At 51.4% G+C, this 15809-nt stretch carries 13 protein-coding genes; 4 read left to right on the top strand and 9 right to left on the bottom strand.

The features are described 5' to 3' along the window. Positions 1 to 1789: 1789 nt before the first annotated feature. The 8 genes from HX783_RS25220 to HX783_RS25185 form a co-directional block, all read right to left on the bottom strand. Positions 1790 to 2362: a toll/interleukin-1 receptor domain-containing protein gene (locus HX783_RS25220; RefSeq protein WP_177018668.1), complete on the bottom strand. Its 573-nt coding sequence runs from the start codon at positions 2360 to 2362 to the stop codon at positions 1790 to 1792. Between the two features lie 71 nt (positions 2363 to 2433). Continuing rightward, the gene (locus HX783_RS25215; RefSeq protein ID WP_177018667.1) at positions 2434 to 3021 is read right to left on the bottom strand and encodes a hypothetical protein; all 588 of its coding nucleotides are present in this window, start codon (positions 3019 to 3021) and stop codon (positions 2434 to 2436) included. Positions 3022 to 3024: 3 nt separating this feature from the next. Then, entirely contained in the window at positions 3025 to 4167 is a 1143-nt protein-coding gene (locus HX783_RS25210; protein ID WP_177018666.1) for a toll/interleukin-1 receptor domain-containing protein, read from the bottom strand. A gap of 46 nt (positions 4168 to 4213) precedes the next feature. Then, positions 4214 to 5047 (bottom strand): toll/interleukin-1 receptor domain-containing protein, encoded by an 834-nt coding sequence (locus HX783_RS25205; RefSeq protein ID WP_177018665.1) that lies wholly within the window; start codon positions 5045 to 5047, stop codon positions 4214 to 4216. A 65-nt stretch (positions 5048 to 5112) separates the two neighbouring features. Continuing rightward, positions 5113 to 6729, bottom strand: coding sequence for a CBASS cGAMP-activated phospholipase (locus HX783_RS25200; RefSeq protein ID WP_177018664.1), 1617 nt, complete (start codon positions 6727 to 6729; stop codon positions 5113 to 5115). Between the two features lie 140 nt (positions 6730 to 6869). Continuing rightward, positions 6870 to 7469 carry a TIR domain-containing protein gene (locus HX783_RS25195; RefSeq protein WP_177018663.1) on the bottom strand — a complete coding sequence of 200 codons (600 nt, stop codon included), beginning with the start codon at positions 7467 to 7469 and terminating at the stop codon, positions 6870 to 6872. Between the two features lie 1420 nt (positions 7470 to 8889). Next, entirely contained in the window at positions 8890 to 10266 is a 1377-nt protein-coding gene (locus HX783_RS25190) for a hypothetical protein (RefSeq protein ID WP_177018662.1), read from the bottom strand. A 57-nt stretch (positions 10267 to 10323) separates the two neighbouring features. Then, entirely contained in the window at positions 10324 to 11196 is an 873-nt protein-coding gene (locus tag HX783_RS25185; protein ID WP_177018661.1) for a hypothetical protein, read from the bottom strand. A 774-nt stretch (positions 11197 to 11970) separates the two neighbouring features. On the opposite strand from HX783_RS25185, the gene HX783_RS25180 reads away from it, so the two are divergent. Next, positions 11971 to 12582: a hypothetical protein gene (locus HX783_RS25180; protein ID WP_177018660.1), complete on the top strand. Its 612-nt coding sequence runs from the start codon at positions 11971 to 11973 to the stop codon at positions 12580 to 12582. Between the two features lie 59 nt (positions 12583 to 12641). On the opposite strand, the gene HX783_RS25175 is transcribed toward HX783_RS25180, so the two are convergent. Continuing rightward, entirely contained in the window at positions 12642 to 13520 is an 879-nt protein-coding gene (locus HX783_RS25175; RefSeq protein WP_177018659.1) for a YafY family protein, read from the bottom strand. A gap of 357 nt (positions 13521 to 13877) precedes the next feature. Between HX783_RS25175 and HX783_RS25170 the strand changes: the two genes are divergently transcribed. The 3 genes from HX783_RS25170 (at position 13878) to HX783_RS25165 (ending at position 15151) form a co-directional block, all read left to right on the top strand. Further along, positions 13878 to 14024: a hypothetical protein gene (locus tag HX783_RS25170; protein WP_010220512.1), complete on the top strand. Its 147-nt coding sequence runs from the start codon at positions 13878 to 13880 to the stop codon at positions 14022 to 14024. 56 nt (positions 14025 to 14080) lie between these two features. After that, the gene (locus HX783_RS30375) at positions 14081 to 14446 is read left to right on the top strand and encodes a 4-fold beta flower protein (protein WP_371317711.1); all 366 of its coding nucleotides are present in this window, start codon (positions 14081 to 14083) and stop codon (positions 14444 to 14446) included. Between the two features lie 114 nt (positions 14447 to 14560). Continuing rightward, positions 14561 to 15151 carry a DUF6338 family protein gene (locus HX783_RS25165; RefSeq protein ID WP_177018658.1) on the top strand — a complete coding sequence of 197 codons (591 nt, stop codon included), beginning with the start codon at positions 14561 to 14563 and terminating at the stop codon, positions 15149 to 15151. The last annotated feature ends 658 nt before the right edge of the window (positions 15152 to 15809 follow it).

Raw genomic sequence — 15809 nt, 5'->3', positions numbered from 1 at the left:
GTACCCTCGCGGCCGGTTATTGTGAACCATGCCCGGGCACTACGGCTTGGATCAGGGCCCCGTGGCTCCCCATCTTACGCCTCGGCCTTGCGGCCTCCGCGCTCCGCTTGCCATCTGAGTTCCAGCCGACAATCGATAGTCACGGTAGTTGATGGTGACCTAAGCGATGGATGCGTCTGGTACCAAAGTAAACCAAAGAGCGTTGGTATCACTACGGAAATGGTCTGATTTGTCGGTCGGCTATCAACTGCGGCTACGCAGGAATGCTCGATGCGACTCCAAATACTGCATCTCGCTTACCCAATGCTCAAGAAAGCTGTGCCAGTCGGTGGCATAGGGCCCCTCTGCTACTCGGGTAGAACCAATGCTGGCTCTCATGAACCGTTCGCGCTAAGGCTGAGGGATCGCCGTCTCACACACGATGCTAACCCCGATGGGATGTGCCTGTACTCGTACTGAGCGACGAAGTTCTTCGATGGCTAGGTGCTCTGCTGGCAAAGAGGCATCCTGAAGCTCCTGCAGGTCGATCTCATCAAGTACATCAATAATGCCGGCCGCACGTGAATCGCCTGGCATAAGGTGAGCGAGTGTCCAGAGCGCTTTTCGTCGAGCAATCTCACGACTTGCTAGGTCTACATGTGCGGTCATGGCGGGCACTCAAGGGCGGTGTGAATAGCGGGAACCGGCGTTATAGACCAAACCCCTACAAAATATTTTTCAGAGCCCAGTTGAATTGTATCAGGGCGGATTGAGATGCCAATATCTTCCGCGAAACGTTTATTTTCGCCAGCCCTCAAGTTTTCTCAAGAACTTCCGTTTAACAATTAAGCGGCTTATTTATGAGAGAAAACGCATGAGCTTAAAACTACCACCAAACAGATTTTATACTTTCAAGGATCCTTCGCTCGACAATGGGTCGCTAGAGATCACGTATGCTGTATTCACTCGACCCGGCACACCTGAAGTTGGAGCAATAGACGAGACGAATAGCTATGGGGTCTTCTTGGACAGGGAGCTCGACGGCATTATCTCCTTGGACATCGATGACTGCCGTTTTAATTTGACTCACAAACAAGCGCGTGTGTTGGCCTCAAGACTTACAGAGCTATCACAGGTTGATGAATGAGTATCAGCACCTCTCAGTGCTAGAGCCTTCAGCACCCTAGGATAGTCGCCGGCCGAATCCAGTCTCACCCCCGCAGCTGTACCTCAACGAACTCTATCGAAGAATTCAGCTCGTCCTGTATTTCTTTGAAGACTGATTCAAGGCCGGCATTATTGCCTGATGATCGTAGCTCAGCCACTAATCTGGAAAGCTCCCGTCCCTTGGCCATGGGCATCTGGATGTTGCAGTACACAGTGTCTTTGTCGTCACGAGTCATAGATCCTCCGGTCTGTTTGGGGCGCCATTTCTTGCTTCTTGAGACAACAAATATTTTGAGCTTGAAGATTGGAAAACGTTGACCGTTGGTGCTATGCGCGCCCTTCGGGACGGCTGTCGTGAACCGAGCCGCTCGCCATGGCGGCGTCTCGGCCCGGTGGGCTTCCATCCTCGCGCCTCGGCCTTGCGGCCTGCGCGCTCCGCTTGCAATCTGAGAGCCATTTAATTCCCGAAATCTTCATCGTTTGGCGGCTGCCAGTAGGATGGATAGGATTCTGGGGCATAGCAACAAAACTATCCTTCGATACCACTGTGCTTTTTGCACAAGGCTGTCAGCCTTGAATTCGAGAGGTCGGCGAGGGATAGACCCAATGCGGAAGCACCAAGCACAAAGCCCTTTGAGGAGCTTTAAAAATAGATCTTATTTATGTCAAACGGCGGGGTATGTAGTCCAGTTCTCAGAGCATCACGCGCCCTGGCCGGATTAACCTTTCTTTTGGAAATCGTTTCTTTTGTCACCTTAGGGTACAGCCCCAGATACTCTTGCCCAGCAAAGGTCTGGTCTGCCCTGTCCATAACTGGAAGGATCGACACTTTCCCTGGTTTGAAACCATCAAAATATCCCAACTCCCAAGGCATCCATTTGGAGGTCGACGCGTTATCGGTCGCCAGATAGAGAAGCGAATCCGACTGACGCATCCGCTCACGGAGAACACCGGCAGTTTTTTCAGTAACTTGGCTGCGCTCCAAGGCTGTGTCCTCTACCCAATCGACATAAACCTTATGGCCTTGCTCCTCCAGGAGAGTTTTTACTCCCAGTACAAGAACGGCGTCGTTTATTGAGTGGGATAGAAATATGTCGAATTTCTTAGTCTGCTGAAGCTGGGCATGTGAGCTTTTCAGTACTTCCTGGGCAGTCCGCCCGCCACCCATTGCCCTTTTTGCTGCAGCCTGAGCCTCTGACTTTGTGAAAAATGCCATTTTCTGTTCTTCCTAGCATCATGATCGATAGCGTGGCTAATCAACCCCAACGGCCGCTGCCTTATGAGTTATCAATTAGCCTGAGAGAATAGCGGTTTGGATAGATAACGATCGAATAAAGATGCGAAATCAACATCTTCCAGACTGCATCCGTCGAAGTAGCCGTTATCCCTTGCAAGGCTCAATGAGGCGCCTCCTGGGGCAGCAACCGGGAGAATTATTGCCTCAGGATGGAATTGCTTGAAGAGCTCATACTCGACCTGCACTCCGTCCATGCCTCCTATGAAGACTGCGCCAACCAAGTCGCCTCGAGATAACATCTCCTGCCGCATGAGAAGTAAGCTGCCATCTAGGTCATCAGGCACTGCATCGGTGTAAACGACATTGTCAAATCGCTTGTTCTCCTCGGGATAGCGGCCTTCGAAAAACCGGCTTTGATACAAAACGACGGAATGCGTGTAGTCGACGCCCAGGTCTTCGCAGATGCTCCAGATCATAGGAGTAATAGCAGGGTGGCCACCCCATACGATTTTCATCTTTCTAACGACCGCGATTGCAAGCTCACGCACAGCACACTGAATCAGAAAAGGATCAGCAGTTTTGTAATAATCGCCTCGCCCCGCGACTGGGACGCTTGCCGAGAGAAAAATAGCATCCACGTTTCAACCCTCCCAATCTGCAAACTGCCAACCTGCCTCGCATGCCTTCACCCACTTCGTGACGTGGATGTGCGAACCGAGCCAGTCCATATGATCCAACCATCGGGGATGTAGCCCCACATGGTCATACAATATGGCCACGGATTCGTCTGGAGAGTTCATTGACGCTTCGTGCATGGTTGTTGAAGTGGGCACTCCGACAGTCGGGTAGACCACGATCAGTCTGCCTGTGGGTAAGCGAACACGGATGCCCCTCCCTGCTCCCATTCCGATCACTTCACCGCCGATAGTCTCAATCCCTATTCGTAGGTTGCTTACTAGGTTGACAGTCCGCACCGCATGACTTTTGCTTCTCACCGCCTCGAGCTGCAGACAAATGCGAGCGATCGCGGAGTCCTCGATGAACCCCGTTTTGCCATCCAATTCGTCTTCAGCCAATTCCGCGAGACTCGCAGTTCCCAGTCCCCGGGACGGCTTCGTCTCAGGCCAGACGACTCTTAGTACGCTGATACCTTTCGCGAGAGCCCGGCCAAATTCGGCAGATGTCCAACGGCTGCTGAAGTAGTCAGGAGTATCTAGCATTAACAGCACGTCAGAATCGCAGAGCCTATGCCATAACATAGTCTGAAAATCCTCCGCAGGCGCGATGCCATGGGTATCCAAAAACACGTCAAAATGCCTTGCCGAAAGTGCATCGAACATCTGGAGCGCTGCGACTCTGGCCTCCTCCCGGCGGTAGCTTACGAAGACCCGCCGTTGCTTCGGAAGCAATCCAGCGCATTCAAGAAGCGCTGTCGAGATACGCTTAGCTCCACCATTTTCGTAGGCTAGGCAATTTAGCGGTTGTAGCAGTGCAGGAATCTCCTCTGATACCCGTCGTAGATCGGAGACAACAGGAATCACCGGGGTACCACTGCGTAGCAAGCTCGATAAGCTTGGGTGGTCAACACCAACCCCGCCAAAAAATACAACCGCGCTCGATCGCAATTGGCTGGGTGCAAATGTGTCAGGCGTTACCTCCCAACTCACCTCCTGCCCGAGTCGGAGCCCGAACATTGCCATGGCAGTACCAACAGCTTTCTCCAGATCGCGAAGTTGCGCATCCGAAGGAGAGCCTAAGACAGCGAGCTGATAGATTGGAAGCATGAACGCCCTTGGATGCAAATGCAGTTATCGTCAATGGTGGGGTTTCTCAACCGAATCGCGGTGCCTGTAGTAACCTCTCATCGACCCCCAGTTCCGCATAAAGCTTATCAACATGTTGGAGTCCGCTGATCCGCCTAATGAAGTCGAGGCCATCCGAACGGGAGTCGGAGTTAAGCCACTTGATAAAATGTTCATAATCCATCGTGTAAGTGGACTGCGGGAGTGAGTATCTGAACTCGACGTGCTTACCTTCAACCGCGGCTTCTTCGAATTTCCGATATCCCTCCAAACCCGTCCCGAGCTGCTTGCGCTCCGTCCGTTTTACGTTTTGCGCAAACATCAGTTCGGAGAAAATCCAGGGAGAGGAAAGTCGCTCCGCATCCGACATGTATTCATCAATCTTGATCGAATTTTCCGTGCCTAAGAAAATGAAAAGCTCAGATTGATGGATCATTTGTTGGAGCGCTGCGTTTAGGATCAGGTGGACGTTAGTTGTAGTTCTGTTCCTCAGTCCGTAGCTGTAATGCTCCCAACCTGAAGGGACGCAGAATTTGTCATCAATTTTCTGAAGAAGCTCGTCAGCGTAGCCCCATACACAAGAATCGACGAAGGGCTTTAAGCCAATCGCTTCCAGGCTCAGTGCAATACGGATGGCTTGATCTTCATCGCTATGTGAGTGAGAGATGAATACGTCAATATCAGTTTCTGGGAATACGCTTTGCTGTATTTTGGCGGCATCCAGCAGGTTGCTGCCATCAAGCAGGTATTCTTCAAGCCTGATAGCAATCCTGTCTTTTTTCGCTTTGTAGGACGCGACGTCAGAATCACTCCAGATTGAAGCGTACGGCACGACATTCTCAACTTTCAAATCCAGGAACATATAACCCTCATTATCGATTCAAAGTAGTTTGGGTAAATTTGAACGAATGACTCGCAAAGCGCCGGTTAAAAACGCTCCCACTTCTCTGCATGATGTCCATCAAAAAACCTTGAGCGCACTTCAGCAAAGTGCTCCTTGCCCGCCTCATTCCCCCGCGCAGCCATTTCCTGGATTGCCTCTAGGTCATCAAGCTTGATTTCGACAGGAGTTTGTTGGTTGACACGCAAATGGCGTGTAGGCCCCAAGAAACTTTCAGCCAACGCGAGTGCACCGTGTTCCTGTGCAGCAAAAAACAGATCAACGCTATGAGGAGCCCATCCGGCTTTGCCCTTGCCCAGTTGGTCTGTAAAGTCGCTTTCGCTGCTGAGTGTTCCAATGCTCAATACATCGATCCGATCCAGCGGGATTTTCAGGTACCGAACAGCTTCCGCAAGCGCAGGCAAAATGGGATTGTTTGCCCAAACGCCCCCATCGAGAAACGTTTCGAGAGCGATCGGCCCCTCCCACGTCGACTCGTCGAAAAATGTTGGTGCTGCTGACGAAGCCAAGGCCGCATCTACGGCAGAGATATCGCGATACGCAGTACGGTCTGGACTGTGAGGAGTGACTATTGCCTCTGCTTGACCCTGTTTCGCTCTTACAGTGGGGATTACCAGACGACAGCGTGAATCGGCAGCCAGTGTCTTTTCGCCGTACACCTCTGTAAGGAGCTGTCGCAGGGTGGCCGATTCATGTTTGGATTTGAGCCAATGCCTAAGCTTCCGATCCTTAGGAAAAATCTTCGGGCCCTTTTCTTCGTAAAAGGCCAGAATTTCGCTTGGATTCAGGCCAAGGGCTAACCCAATGGCAAGGATAGCGCCCGTCGATGTTCCTGCAACCAAGTCGAAATGGGAGATGATGCCATTACCGCCGCCGGCTTTTAGCATGTCGTCCCACTTAGCCAGCACTGCTGCAGTAAATGTGCCCCTTAGTCCACCACCGTCTAAAGCCAAAATGCGGAAATTTCGGCCTCGCATTACACTCCTTCGTGCGAGGGGCAAATTTTTGAGTTGATCTACGATAAGGTCGACAACTGAATCAACAACAGTGCCATGAGCTATGACCTCGTTCGCTTCGTGGCTCAATCCGTTTCGAAGGCGGCTGATTAGCGACGGATCTTCCTTGAGATAGCCAGCGATAGCGCCACCAAAACCGGCCGCGATGAATCCGGGCTTTCCAAGCTCCAGCATGGTATCCAGTTCGCTGGGTACACCTGCATTTGCTTTGTTGACATCCCACCATGCGCCCCCAACGCAGACAATCGCATCTGAACGATCGGCCATCCAATCGCGCATGGGTGTCAAACCTTTTTCCGGCTTTCCATCTTCAGAATCTACTGGAACGATTTCAACGGCCGCATAACGTCGCTGATCATCGATTTCGGCAGCGTACTCATCGGTAGCGAAGCTTTTTGCTCGTACCAGAGTGAGCGCGCCTTTGTCTCCACCGGCTGCAGTAAATCCTTCGGCTGCCTGTTTTAAAGGGGCGGTAAACGTTGGGTGACTGCCATGTACTATCGATCCCCCTTCGCTGAAAACTTTTGCCGCCAACCTGCTCACGAAGCGGGAAATATCTTCGTTTTGCTCTTTATTCGAACCGGATAGGTGGATTCGCACGCCCGCTAGGCGTTGTTTGACTGCCATTCTAAGCACCCATATTTATCTTGAGACATCAACGCCTGCTCTTAGTAGATCGGCTTAGTCAGGATACTGCGTCGCGTATCAATCCTTTTGCCGAGTGCCCCTCGGCAAAGGAAAACGCTCCAGGTAGGAGCTCGCGCTGACTAGCGGCCAGCTAGTCCGGCAGCTGTTTCAATCCAGCCAGAGATGTTCTCTCTACCGTTCTGAGCTGCGTAATCGTATCGCAGGTAGTGTTCTGAGATTTTGGTTACGTTAGAGGTAGTGGGTGCCGCAAACCACAGGTCGGATGCAGGGATCGCCGAAGTATAATCCTCGTATTTGACCCATTTACCGCCTTTAACTTCAGCGAAATAAATTTGTCCGTTCGAACAGTAAACACCTACTTCGGAGAGTGGATCGATTCCTTTTTTCCCCAAAACCTGCGCATTGTTTCTTACGCCATGAATGTCAACGGTCAGTAGACCATTTCCCTTCAAAACGCTGCGTACAATTTCGTATCGAACCCAGCGCCTGCTGGCGGTGTACTGACCCGCCAAAACGCACGTCACCGATGTATTTTTGAGCCCATCGCGGAGAAAATTTTTAAGGGCAGTGTCGCCTTCCTTCTGTGATGCTTCGAAAACGCTAGCATCATAGAATCCTTCTGATTCTTTATCTTTTGCCACAACCCAGCTGTTTCGGACATTCCACGCACGCCATACATCTTCTTGATAGTGGAAAGAAAAGAACGTTTTTCTCGGCATAATCTGCTTCCTTTCGTATGAGTTTGCTGCCAAAGAATCCTTAGCATCCGTTGCCAATGGTCTGCGAAAGCAGTGCTGACGAACCGCAACGAAGCTGCATGACACCGACAGATATAGAAGGTTCCGAGGCTATCATCAAACTTCAGCCCGCGACATCATCTCTGCGCCCCACCCGGCCCACGGCTTTGTCGGCGTCATCGGGCTTTTAGCAGGCAGATCGGAAACCTCAGATCAGACGAGGGTGATTTGAGCATAGCGCCTCCAGAATCACTGAAAATGCGTTTTCCAGGGAGGCTAGAATGCTGAACGTTGATCCCGCACGCGATAGTTGGCTGCATATTGATCTAAGTCAGGCTCTGGATTCAGTAATGTCCTGCGCGGAGTTATTCTTCGATTTGTACAGAGCCGGTCACTCCAAGATCGACTGCGAAGCACCCTATGCGAGACTTAGGGGTACCTTCACACGGTCAGTTTATCGATGCCTCAGCCCAACTGATTGAGCGAAATACAAAGCATCGATCCGCGAAATTTGATGGAATGGTGCTTGTGTGAGATCGCGAACCAAGTTCCTTACGGCTGTGGATATACGCTCTCCGAACATCAAGACTAAGCCACTTGGTGCTTTATTTAGCTAATCTCTGAGGAGCCGCGAATGACCGATAGCACAGACGTACCAGGCAGGGTTTATCAAGCAAGCCGTGTCCTGAGCGCGTGCAGATCGAAGAACGGGCCACGGTACTCTCAAAGGCCGGTTAGCTATCTCACTAATGATTGGTGGCAGCCGCTGAGCGCTGGCGGAATTGGAAGAAATTAGTAAAATTTTAATTGATGGAAAGCAACGTCTGCACAGCATGGAGGAGTATCCCCTCGACCGGCTGGAGATTCCTGATGCACACCGACAGCCAAGGATTTGGTTTGAGCTCGGCAACGGCGAAAGAGGTCGGTTTCTGTCGAGGATTTTTTACCCACGTGCGAGTTTCCTCTGCCGACGAAACAGCATTGCGCAAGACGTATAATCTTTGTGCACAGGGAGCCGTGCCCCGATCATTTAACCAGCGCACCTCTTCGCTAGTCATCGACGCTGCGGTTGTCGTGGCACGGACTTGCAGGGACGACTACCGTTAACCAAGCCCTGTCTTCGACAGGTAATGACCCTGCGGCCTTCCATCCTCATGCCCTGCGCGCTTCGCTTACATTGCAACGCGAGACATCTACTATCGCTGGCATGAATCACGCTGCTGCTACGTCAACATCTGATTACCAGCACTGAGTATTTGGATTCAGATTATCACCCAAACATCTCACAGCCTTTTCCTACCTACATCAAAGGTGGCTCATGCACGTTTATAACCGCAGCGCGAGTACATGACTGATCAAACATTTGACACGCCTGTATCAAAAAATACTGCAGCTACGCCAGCTAGATCCTAGGAGCTGCAGCACCGATCCTGCGCGAATCCCAAAATAATGGTGCCCATTCTATCTCTTCACCATCAAGCATTACCGGCCCCGCTAGCCACATCACGGGCAACACTGGCTTTGGAACGCTAGATTGAAATACAACTGTTGAAGCATACCCCTCCGCTCCCAACTTCCACTTCAAGATCTTCGCAGGCTCAATATCTGGCACATGTAGCTCGCAGTCAAGATTATTTCCCTGGGCGACAGCCGCTTTTTCTGCTTTTCTTTTGGCCTGCTTTTCTAAGAATGGTTTGATCAGCTGAGCGCCGATGTCACCGCACAGTTGAACCGCTGCCGCACTCGCCCCTCCCCACAATTTGGTGCGAGAAAAAATGTAGGGTTCGATGCTCGCGTCGATAGCTTTGCGCACGGATACGTCGCTGCGATCCGGTAGGTCAGCGAACCTATGATCAACGCCATCGCGAAGAAATGTAAAATGGTGCTCCGCCGAAAGAACAGCAAATTTTCCGGCAGGGTAATTGGAAACCGCCAGTCTGCCCGCTGCCAATCCTGCATCTGCCGCTGCGCAGTATCGAAACTCAATCCTGACGTTGGACTCCATGAAGGTTGGCATTTTGGAGAGCAGATCTAGGCGCTTCACCAATTCGACACCGCTCCACAGTCCGTCTTCATAGACGTAGAGAATGTCAGCATCTAATGACTTAAAGAAATCCGGATTTCTTAGATCTAGAGAACAGATTTCTCTTTCAGTCCAAAGTTTGCTCAGCACATCACTGACCGAATTGGAACTCGCCCCGAGTTCATCATCAGCGACGTAGGCATGGAGACAGCGCTGACCGATATTGTCACCTTCTAACCCTCGCCCCCTGAATGCCTCTCGGATCTCACCTTGTGTGATTACGCGAAGCCCCTTGAGGAGATTTTTGGCAACTGCTCCATACCCGCGAGACGAAAACTGCTGGTACCACTGCTGTACAGTGGCGTGAGTGATGGCAGATTTACGCCACTCTGCATTTGCGTGAGCTTGCCACTCCAGATCGCAATCTCTTAAAGCCGTTTTAATTTTGGCCTTCATCGTTTTCGTTGATGCAGCGCTTTCAACAGCATAACCAGCTGCGTTTATTCGCTTTTTATTCGCACTCGCACCCTGCACAAAAACTTTACAGTTTTCATCTCCATCGCGCTTCAAGGTTTGAATGAATTCTGTGGTCAGTTCTTCCTTGTCTTCTCCGACACTGGTGATCTTAAACTGGACGTAGCGCTCCCAGTCCAGTCGGCATGACTCATGGATATCTCGCCTGAGCTCCTGAGCTTCGTTCCAGTACATAACTATGAAGATTTTGACGCAAGGGCCTTGCTTGAGATGCACTACCACGACTGCCGAGCCTCCTGCGCAGCGTTATTATTCCGTCCTGAGGACGACGGTCAACGACTATCGGGTACGCTCTAAAATGGCGTCCATCATAAGTCCTGCAGGCAGTTTGAGCTCTCGTAGCTCAACAACGCTGAGTCGGCTGATAACAATTCCGATAGCATCGCGGAAAACTTGGTCTGCATGAAGGGTTCTCTCTGAGACGTCTTGCATTACAGCAGCCGCGCGCGTGCTATCGCTAGTTCCAGACTGAGGCTTTTTGGGCTTTTTGCGCTGGGATTCTGAAAGGAAATGCAGCAATCGGGCCCGGTCACCTGGATTGATGTCCATCCCAGCCAAACGCAACTCAAACAGCTCCTTTATTCGTTCGATACGATAGATGCTCCAGGCATTCATCCCCTGGCCGAAAGATTCCCTCAGCTCTGCTACCCATTGTAGGTACGGTGTGGTGGTGCTTGGGTACTCTGGCTGACCTGGCTTCGATTGAGTGGCCACGAAGGTTTCCTTCATCCTCTCGATGTCGTCTAGCAGAACTTTGGGTATTACCCTCAGGCCTGCTAGGTCGGCATTAGGCTCCACTAAAGTGGGCTGCTTGTCTGAATCACGAATCGCGAATTGACGTCGCTCATCTGCCTTAGCAAAGGCAGTCCAGAATGGATACTCAGGCTGAACCTTCAAAGGTTCACCTTTCTGTCCAACGAAGTAGAGGGTATCGCCCCCTTGCACACCATCGGCAGTGAGCACGTCAGAGAGGTACAGCGATATGAGCTTTGAAAGCGTGAGCCTAGGAAACTCGAGATTCTTAAGCCTGAAATTACACTGGTTTATGAGAATCTCGCCCACCTTAGAACCGGTGATGTAATCGCCGCGATGGATTTCCAGCTTTTCCTTGAGGAGAGCAACAGCTACGTTCAGGTCTTGTTCTGTGTGCATTATCAATCCTTGAAAACAAAAAGGCCCGCAAAAATAGCGGGCCATTTTCGTCGCTAACCTTAGAAATCCAAGGGTCGCGGTCGATGCATTTTCTGGGCTCGGCTTGCCAGTATAGGTGCCCACTCTACACTGCGAAACTACGTCATCAGAAGGTACGAGTAGCCATCCAGTGTTAGGAATAATCCCTCTGGAGCTTCGGTACTGTGAACAGTAGTTCTCAATCCTCTGAAGCCACACTGCCCATACAGTATACCGATGCTAACGCTGAGGCATCAAGCCCTCCGATTGCGCCACCAACCTACGCCTACAAGCGACAAACACACCCATGATGGCAAAGCCTTATTAACATTGGTTGGAGTGCTGGGCTGGACAGCCTCCCACAGTCAACGCTGAGCTCTAGTATAAGTTGACCATTTAAGGTGGCCGGGGAAGGAAGATGTGACGACGGTGCAGAGGCTTTTCCGAGCTAGGGCTGAACGCCACCGTCAATGGCGCAAATGCATATTGCGGAAAAAATCGAGTCACCGTCAAGCCTCGCATCACTAACAAAAGATTTGGGTTAGATACAGTTCTGCCCTTGGCGTCGCAGAAGTTCCACGGGCTTTTTCGCAACAAAAAACCGACTATGATGTCTCGATGCATTGCCTAACAAGACGTCAAAAAAGCACATGAATACCCTCCGGAGGTGAGTGGTCGGCTCCCAAGAAAAGACTGATATTCAATAAGACACTTTTGGAGCGAGCAGGGCTCGTTTTCTGGGCACGAGAAGGTTAGATGACGCATGGCGAAGCCCTGATTCGTGAAGCCGTTCGGCTCATGAGCTTGCCTTCCGTACATGAGCATCAGGAACAATTCGAGCGCTGCCTAGCGCGGGATGGGTTCACTGTTTCCTGGGATGCTGGCGACTGCGGACAGGGCACACCTCCTTGGCTAAGGCGAAGCTTGCCAGAAAATGTGGATTTGCCTGCCGGCGATGATCAAGTTCACCAGCACCTGAAACGATTTGGTTTCGTCAGATCTTGCGGTCATCTTGATCAGGCTATTGACGCGCATACGAGAGGCGACTGGGCGGCAGCAAACTCGCAGATCAGGACATTCATCGAGAGCCTCGTTCTGGAGATAGCAACGCAGATTGCGCCCGCTGACCTCCCTCCTCACCCGGGCTTGAACAACGGTTTTCAAGCGTTGGCCAATCGCGGTTTTTTATCGGAAAGCCGTTCAGAATGGAGCCAGGATGGGAAAGGTATGTTCAACGGGTTGATGAAGATGTTGCACTCAGATGGTTCGCATAAAGGCCTTTCGGATGAAGACCATTCAACCATGCGTCTTCATATAGCCTTAGTGACCAGTCGGGCACTCTTGAATCGACTGGCCAACAACGGGTGAGGAACAGATAGAGCCTATTGCGAACAGCTTTTCTCCGGTGCTGCGCCCTTGGCTGGCAATTAATTAGGACTTTGGTAGCCAGGAGCGAACATGGAGCTCTCTACTCCGTAAAGTGCGAGAGGATCCTTTAGCCATAACCGGTAGGCCTTATCCGTGATGCTGTGATCAGGGGAGCAATCGACGTGATATTGCTGCAGGACATATCCAGCCATGGCGGCGCGAACGCGTAGTTTGAGCACGCCATCAAGCATGTCGTAATCACGCTTCACGATCTCTGTAGAGTCTTTATCGGGATGCGGGACAATAGGTAACTCGAGCATCCGATTCCACTGATCATCATGCTTAGGCGTTTCATCGTCTCCCGCTTTCTCCCCCATCTGAATCTCGGCATACCCCACTCGAGTTAGAACGAAGTCTGCAAACTTTTTACGTTTCCGATCGAACGCCCGAACGTGCCAGCGAAGACCGTCACAACCAATAGCGAACGGTACGATGGTTCGCTCTGACTGACCTGAACCGGAGGTGTAGCTAATTTTTACGACACGCTTAAGGTGTATTGCCCGGGTGATGGGCGCTAAAACTTCTACCTTCGATTTGCTGAGCAGCGACACCGACTCGTGCGGGATGAGCGGCTTTTCATACGAATCCAGACCATAACCAAATCCCTGCGAAAGCGCAGTGAGAACTCGCTCAGATGCGTGCGCGATCAAAGGAGAGAATTTTTCGCGTATCACGTACTGCTTCGTGACCGTGTCGAGCTCCGTATTCTGTGGAGCAACATCCTTGTACTGAGCGAAATCACGGGTGGCAGCAGCGGCGCCTACGCCAAACCTATCCATGAGATCCGCACGTGAGACGGCGCCTGTGAAGTAGAGGCGGAAATCGATGTACACCAGGCGCTCCCGTTGCGCCTGGCTGTACTCGCTCAAATCAATCATGTCATCTCCATCGAATCTAAAAGTCGGTCAAGCCCGTCACGTTTCACCCAGCATAACACATGAGCAGTTGACGTCATCAAAATGATGATGATAGGCTTTGCAAATGGCTCAGATACATATTCATCACTAGCGCTACAAGGAGGCTTCTGCGCCTGCATTGGACTAGATGGTGGAAAGCCAGAAACAAAAAAGCCGATCAAGTTCGCACCTTGACCGGCCTTTGGGAAAAGACGTCTGAACAGACTCCAGATGTCTCTCGCGCTTCGTTGAAGAAAGCTTTGCGATGGTAGCCCCTGTGGGCTCCTTTCGCAAGGGAGCGAGTTCTGTGTTTGAGCCTACCTCAGCAGGAGACATTTTATGTCCCAGATTGAGATGTTCGAAAAACCCGACGAGGAGGGTGAGGTCATCTATCGCATGACCATCACCACCAAAACCGGGAAGGTGATTCGACGTGCAAACGGTCAGCCGTTTCGTATCGTCATTCGCCCTAAAGCAGCCAAGTAATTTGACTGCTTAACAGAGCTCGGGGCACACAAGTGCCCTGTTCTCCCATCGCCGCAATGAAGAGCCTCATGAGCCTAGATTTCTATGATATGCAACACAAGCCGATCGCTTATACAGATGACGACGAGCACTTATATGCATACTGTGGCCGTCCACTCGCCTACTTTCACGAAGGTTCGGTCTACTCCTATCCTGGCTTACATCTAGGATTTATAGCGAATGGCTACATTCGCGATAATAACGGCCACATCGTGCTACGCACACCAGAGTCAGGCGGTGGCTCAATGAAGATGTGGCTCCTACCCCCTCCGCCGAAGGGGCCCAAGCAAATGCGATATCTCAAATGTCGAAGGCGTCCCAAATTTTATGCTCTGATGCGTCTCTTTCAATCAAAGATACCTGGGGATGAGTTTTTCTCTTGATAAGAGATGATATGCCCGCTCTCTCGGCCATGGTTAAGAACGATAGCGGTGTAAGCACCGGCTTTGAGCCAACGGATGATTCAGACCTCCGACTAATGAGGTAAGAGACAGGCTATGGAAGATCTCGCAACGAAAATCATCCCATTGGTACAGACGCTTGTTCCTGGCTTTCTGACCACCATGATCTTCTATTGGTTGGCCGATGTTAAAAAGCCCGGGCAGTTTGAGCGCACAGTTCAAGCACTGATCAGCACTGGGCTGATAACGATGCTGGTGTCAGGCATCAAGCCCGTGCTGTGTTACATCGGCGAGCATCATTTTCAGCTGGGGCAGTGGACGGTTCAAGTAGAAGGCGTTTGGGGAATAGGCTTGGCGACATCTCTAGGCCTATTGCTAGCCTTCGCTTCGAACCACGATTACCTGTACAGATTTGGTAGGTGGTTGACCTTGACGTCTCGCTCGTCGTATCCCGAGTGGATTTATGCCTTCCGCAAACGCGAAGGCAAAAGCGTGGTGCTTACCCTGCTTGATGGACGGCGATTATTCGGGTACCCGGCAGTATGGCCAACCGAGCCTAAAGATGGGCACTTCCTCATTACACAGCCGAGCTGGATGAACGAAGAGAATGAGTGGGTCGACACGCCCGGCATCGAGAGTTATTTGATTGCAAACAGCGATGTGTACCTAGTCGAGTTTCTAGAGTAGGAGATCAGAAGTGAATAACGAAAATAAACCTAAGCATCACGTGCTTGAACAGCGAACTGGTAATGAGGGGATGAATGTTAATCCTCCTGCACCAGCTAACATTCGTCCCTCAGCACCACCGCCTGCGCCCCCTAAAGCGCCGAAAAAATAGAGGTCGAAATGTACGAGGAAAGAGGTATATCGCCCCAACCACGCAAACCGAGCAGTGGACAGGAAAACGCCCCAAAGCCATTTGCGCAAAGACCAGTTAATCCTCCTAAAGCCCCTCCTCCACCAACCAAACGGTGATTAAGATGACAAACCAAACTGGCAGTAAGGTTCATGTGAATGATGGGATAAGCAAGCAGACTACCAGCCAGAGGCCTGCGGCTCCGCCTCCACCGCCACCACCTAAGCGCTGAAGTTATCGCGCATTTCGTCACACAGATATTGTGTAATCCTTGGGAAGCCTGTCTGGAAACGCTTCATGCAGGCATACCTAGGGAGACGCTGAACAATTAACCCCGTTCGCACCGCCCCCGTTTCCAAGTCGTTTTTTCAACCTGCCAACCTTGTTTTGCGTCTCGGGGGCAGGTTTCTCCCCTCATTTTGCTGATTTACGGGCCAGTCCCGTCTTTCAGGCGGATTTATCCCGCCGCCCGTTGCAAATACCGCTTGG

This window comes from Pseudomonas sp. D2002 (genome assembly GCF_013385735.1).
Classification (GTDB): Bacteria; Pseudomonadota; Gammaproteobacteria; order Pseudomonadales; family Pseudomonadaceae; genus Aquipseudomonas.
This window is presented reverse-complemented; position numbering and strand designations above follow the sequence as displayed.

Coding starts and splice junctions, on each gene's coding strand:
- HX783_RS25180 (WP_177018660.1), top strand. CDS start 11,971: ATGACGCATGGCGAAGCCCTGATTCGTGAAGCCGTTCGGCTCATGAGC.
- HX783_RS25220 (WP_177018668.1), bottom strand. CDS start 2,362: ATGGCATTTTTCACAAAGTCAGAGGCTCAGGCTGCAGCAAAAAGGGCA.
- HX783_RS25200 (WP_177018664.1), bottom strand. CDS start 6,729: ATGGCAGTCAAACAACGCCTAGCGGGCGTGCGAATCCACCTATCCGGT.
- HX783_RS25210 (WP_177018666.1), bottom strand. CDS start 4,167: ATGCTTCCAATCTATCAGCTCGCTGTCTTAGGCTCTCCTTCGGATGCG.
- HX783_RS25185 (WP_177018661.1), bottom strand. CDS start 11,196: ATGCACACAGAACAAGACCTGAACGTAGCTGTTGCTCTCCTCAAGGAA.
- HX783_RS30375 (WP_371317711.1), top strand. CDS start 14,081: ATGAAGAGCCTCATGAGCCTAGATTTCTATGATATGCAACACAAGCCG.
- HX783_RS25205 (WP_177018665.1), bottom strand. CDS start 5,047: ATGTTCCTGGATTTGAAAGTTGAGAATGTCGTGCCGTACGCTTCAATC.
- HX783_RS25195 (WP_177018663.1), bottom strand. CDS start 7,469: ATGCCGAGAAAAACGTTCTTTTCTTTCCACTATCAAGAAGATGTATGG.
- HX783_RS25170 (WP_010220512.1), top strand. CDS start 13,878: ATGTCCCAGATTGAGATGTTCGAAAAACCCGACGAGGAGGGTGAGGTC.
- HX783_RS25165 (WP_177018658.1), top strand. CDS start 14,561: ATGGAAGATCTCGCAACGAAAATCATCCCATTGGTACAGACGCTTGTT.
- HX783_RS25175 (WP_177018659.1), bottom strand. CDS start 13,520: ATGATTGATTTGAGCGAGTACAGCCAGGCGCAACGGGAGCGCCTGGTG.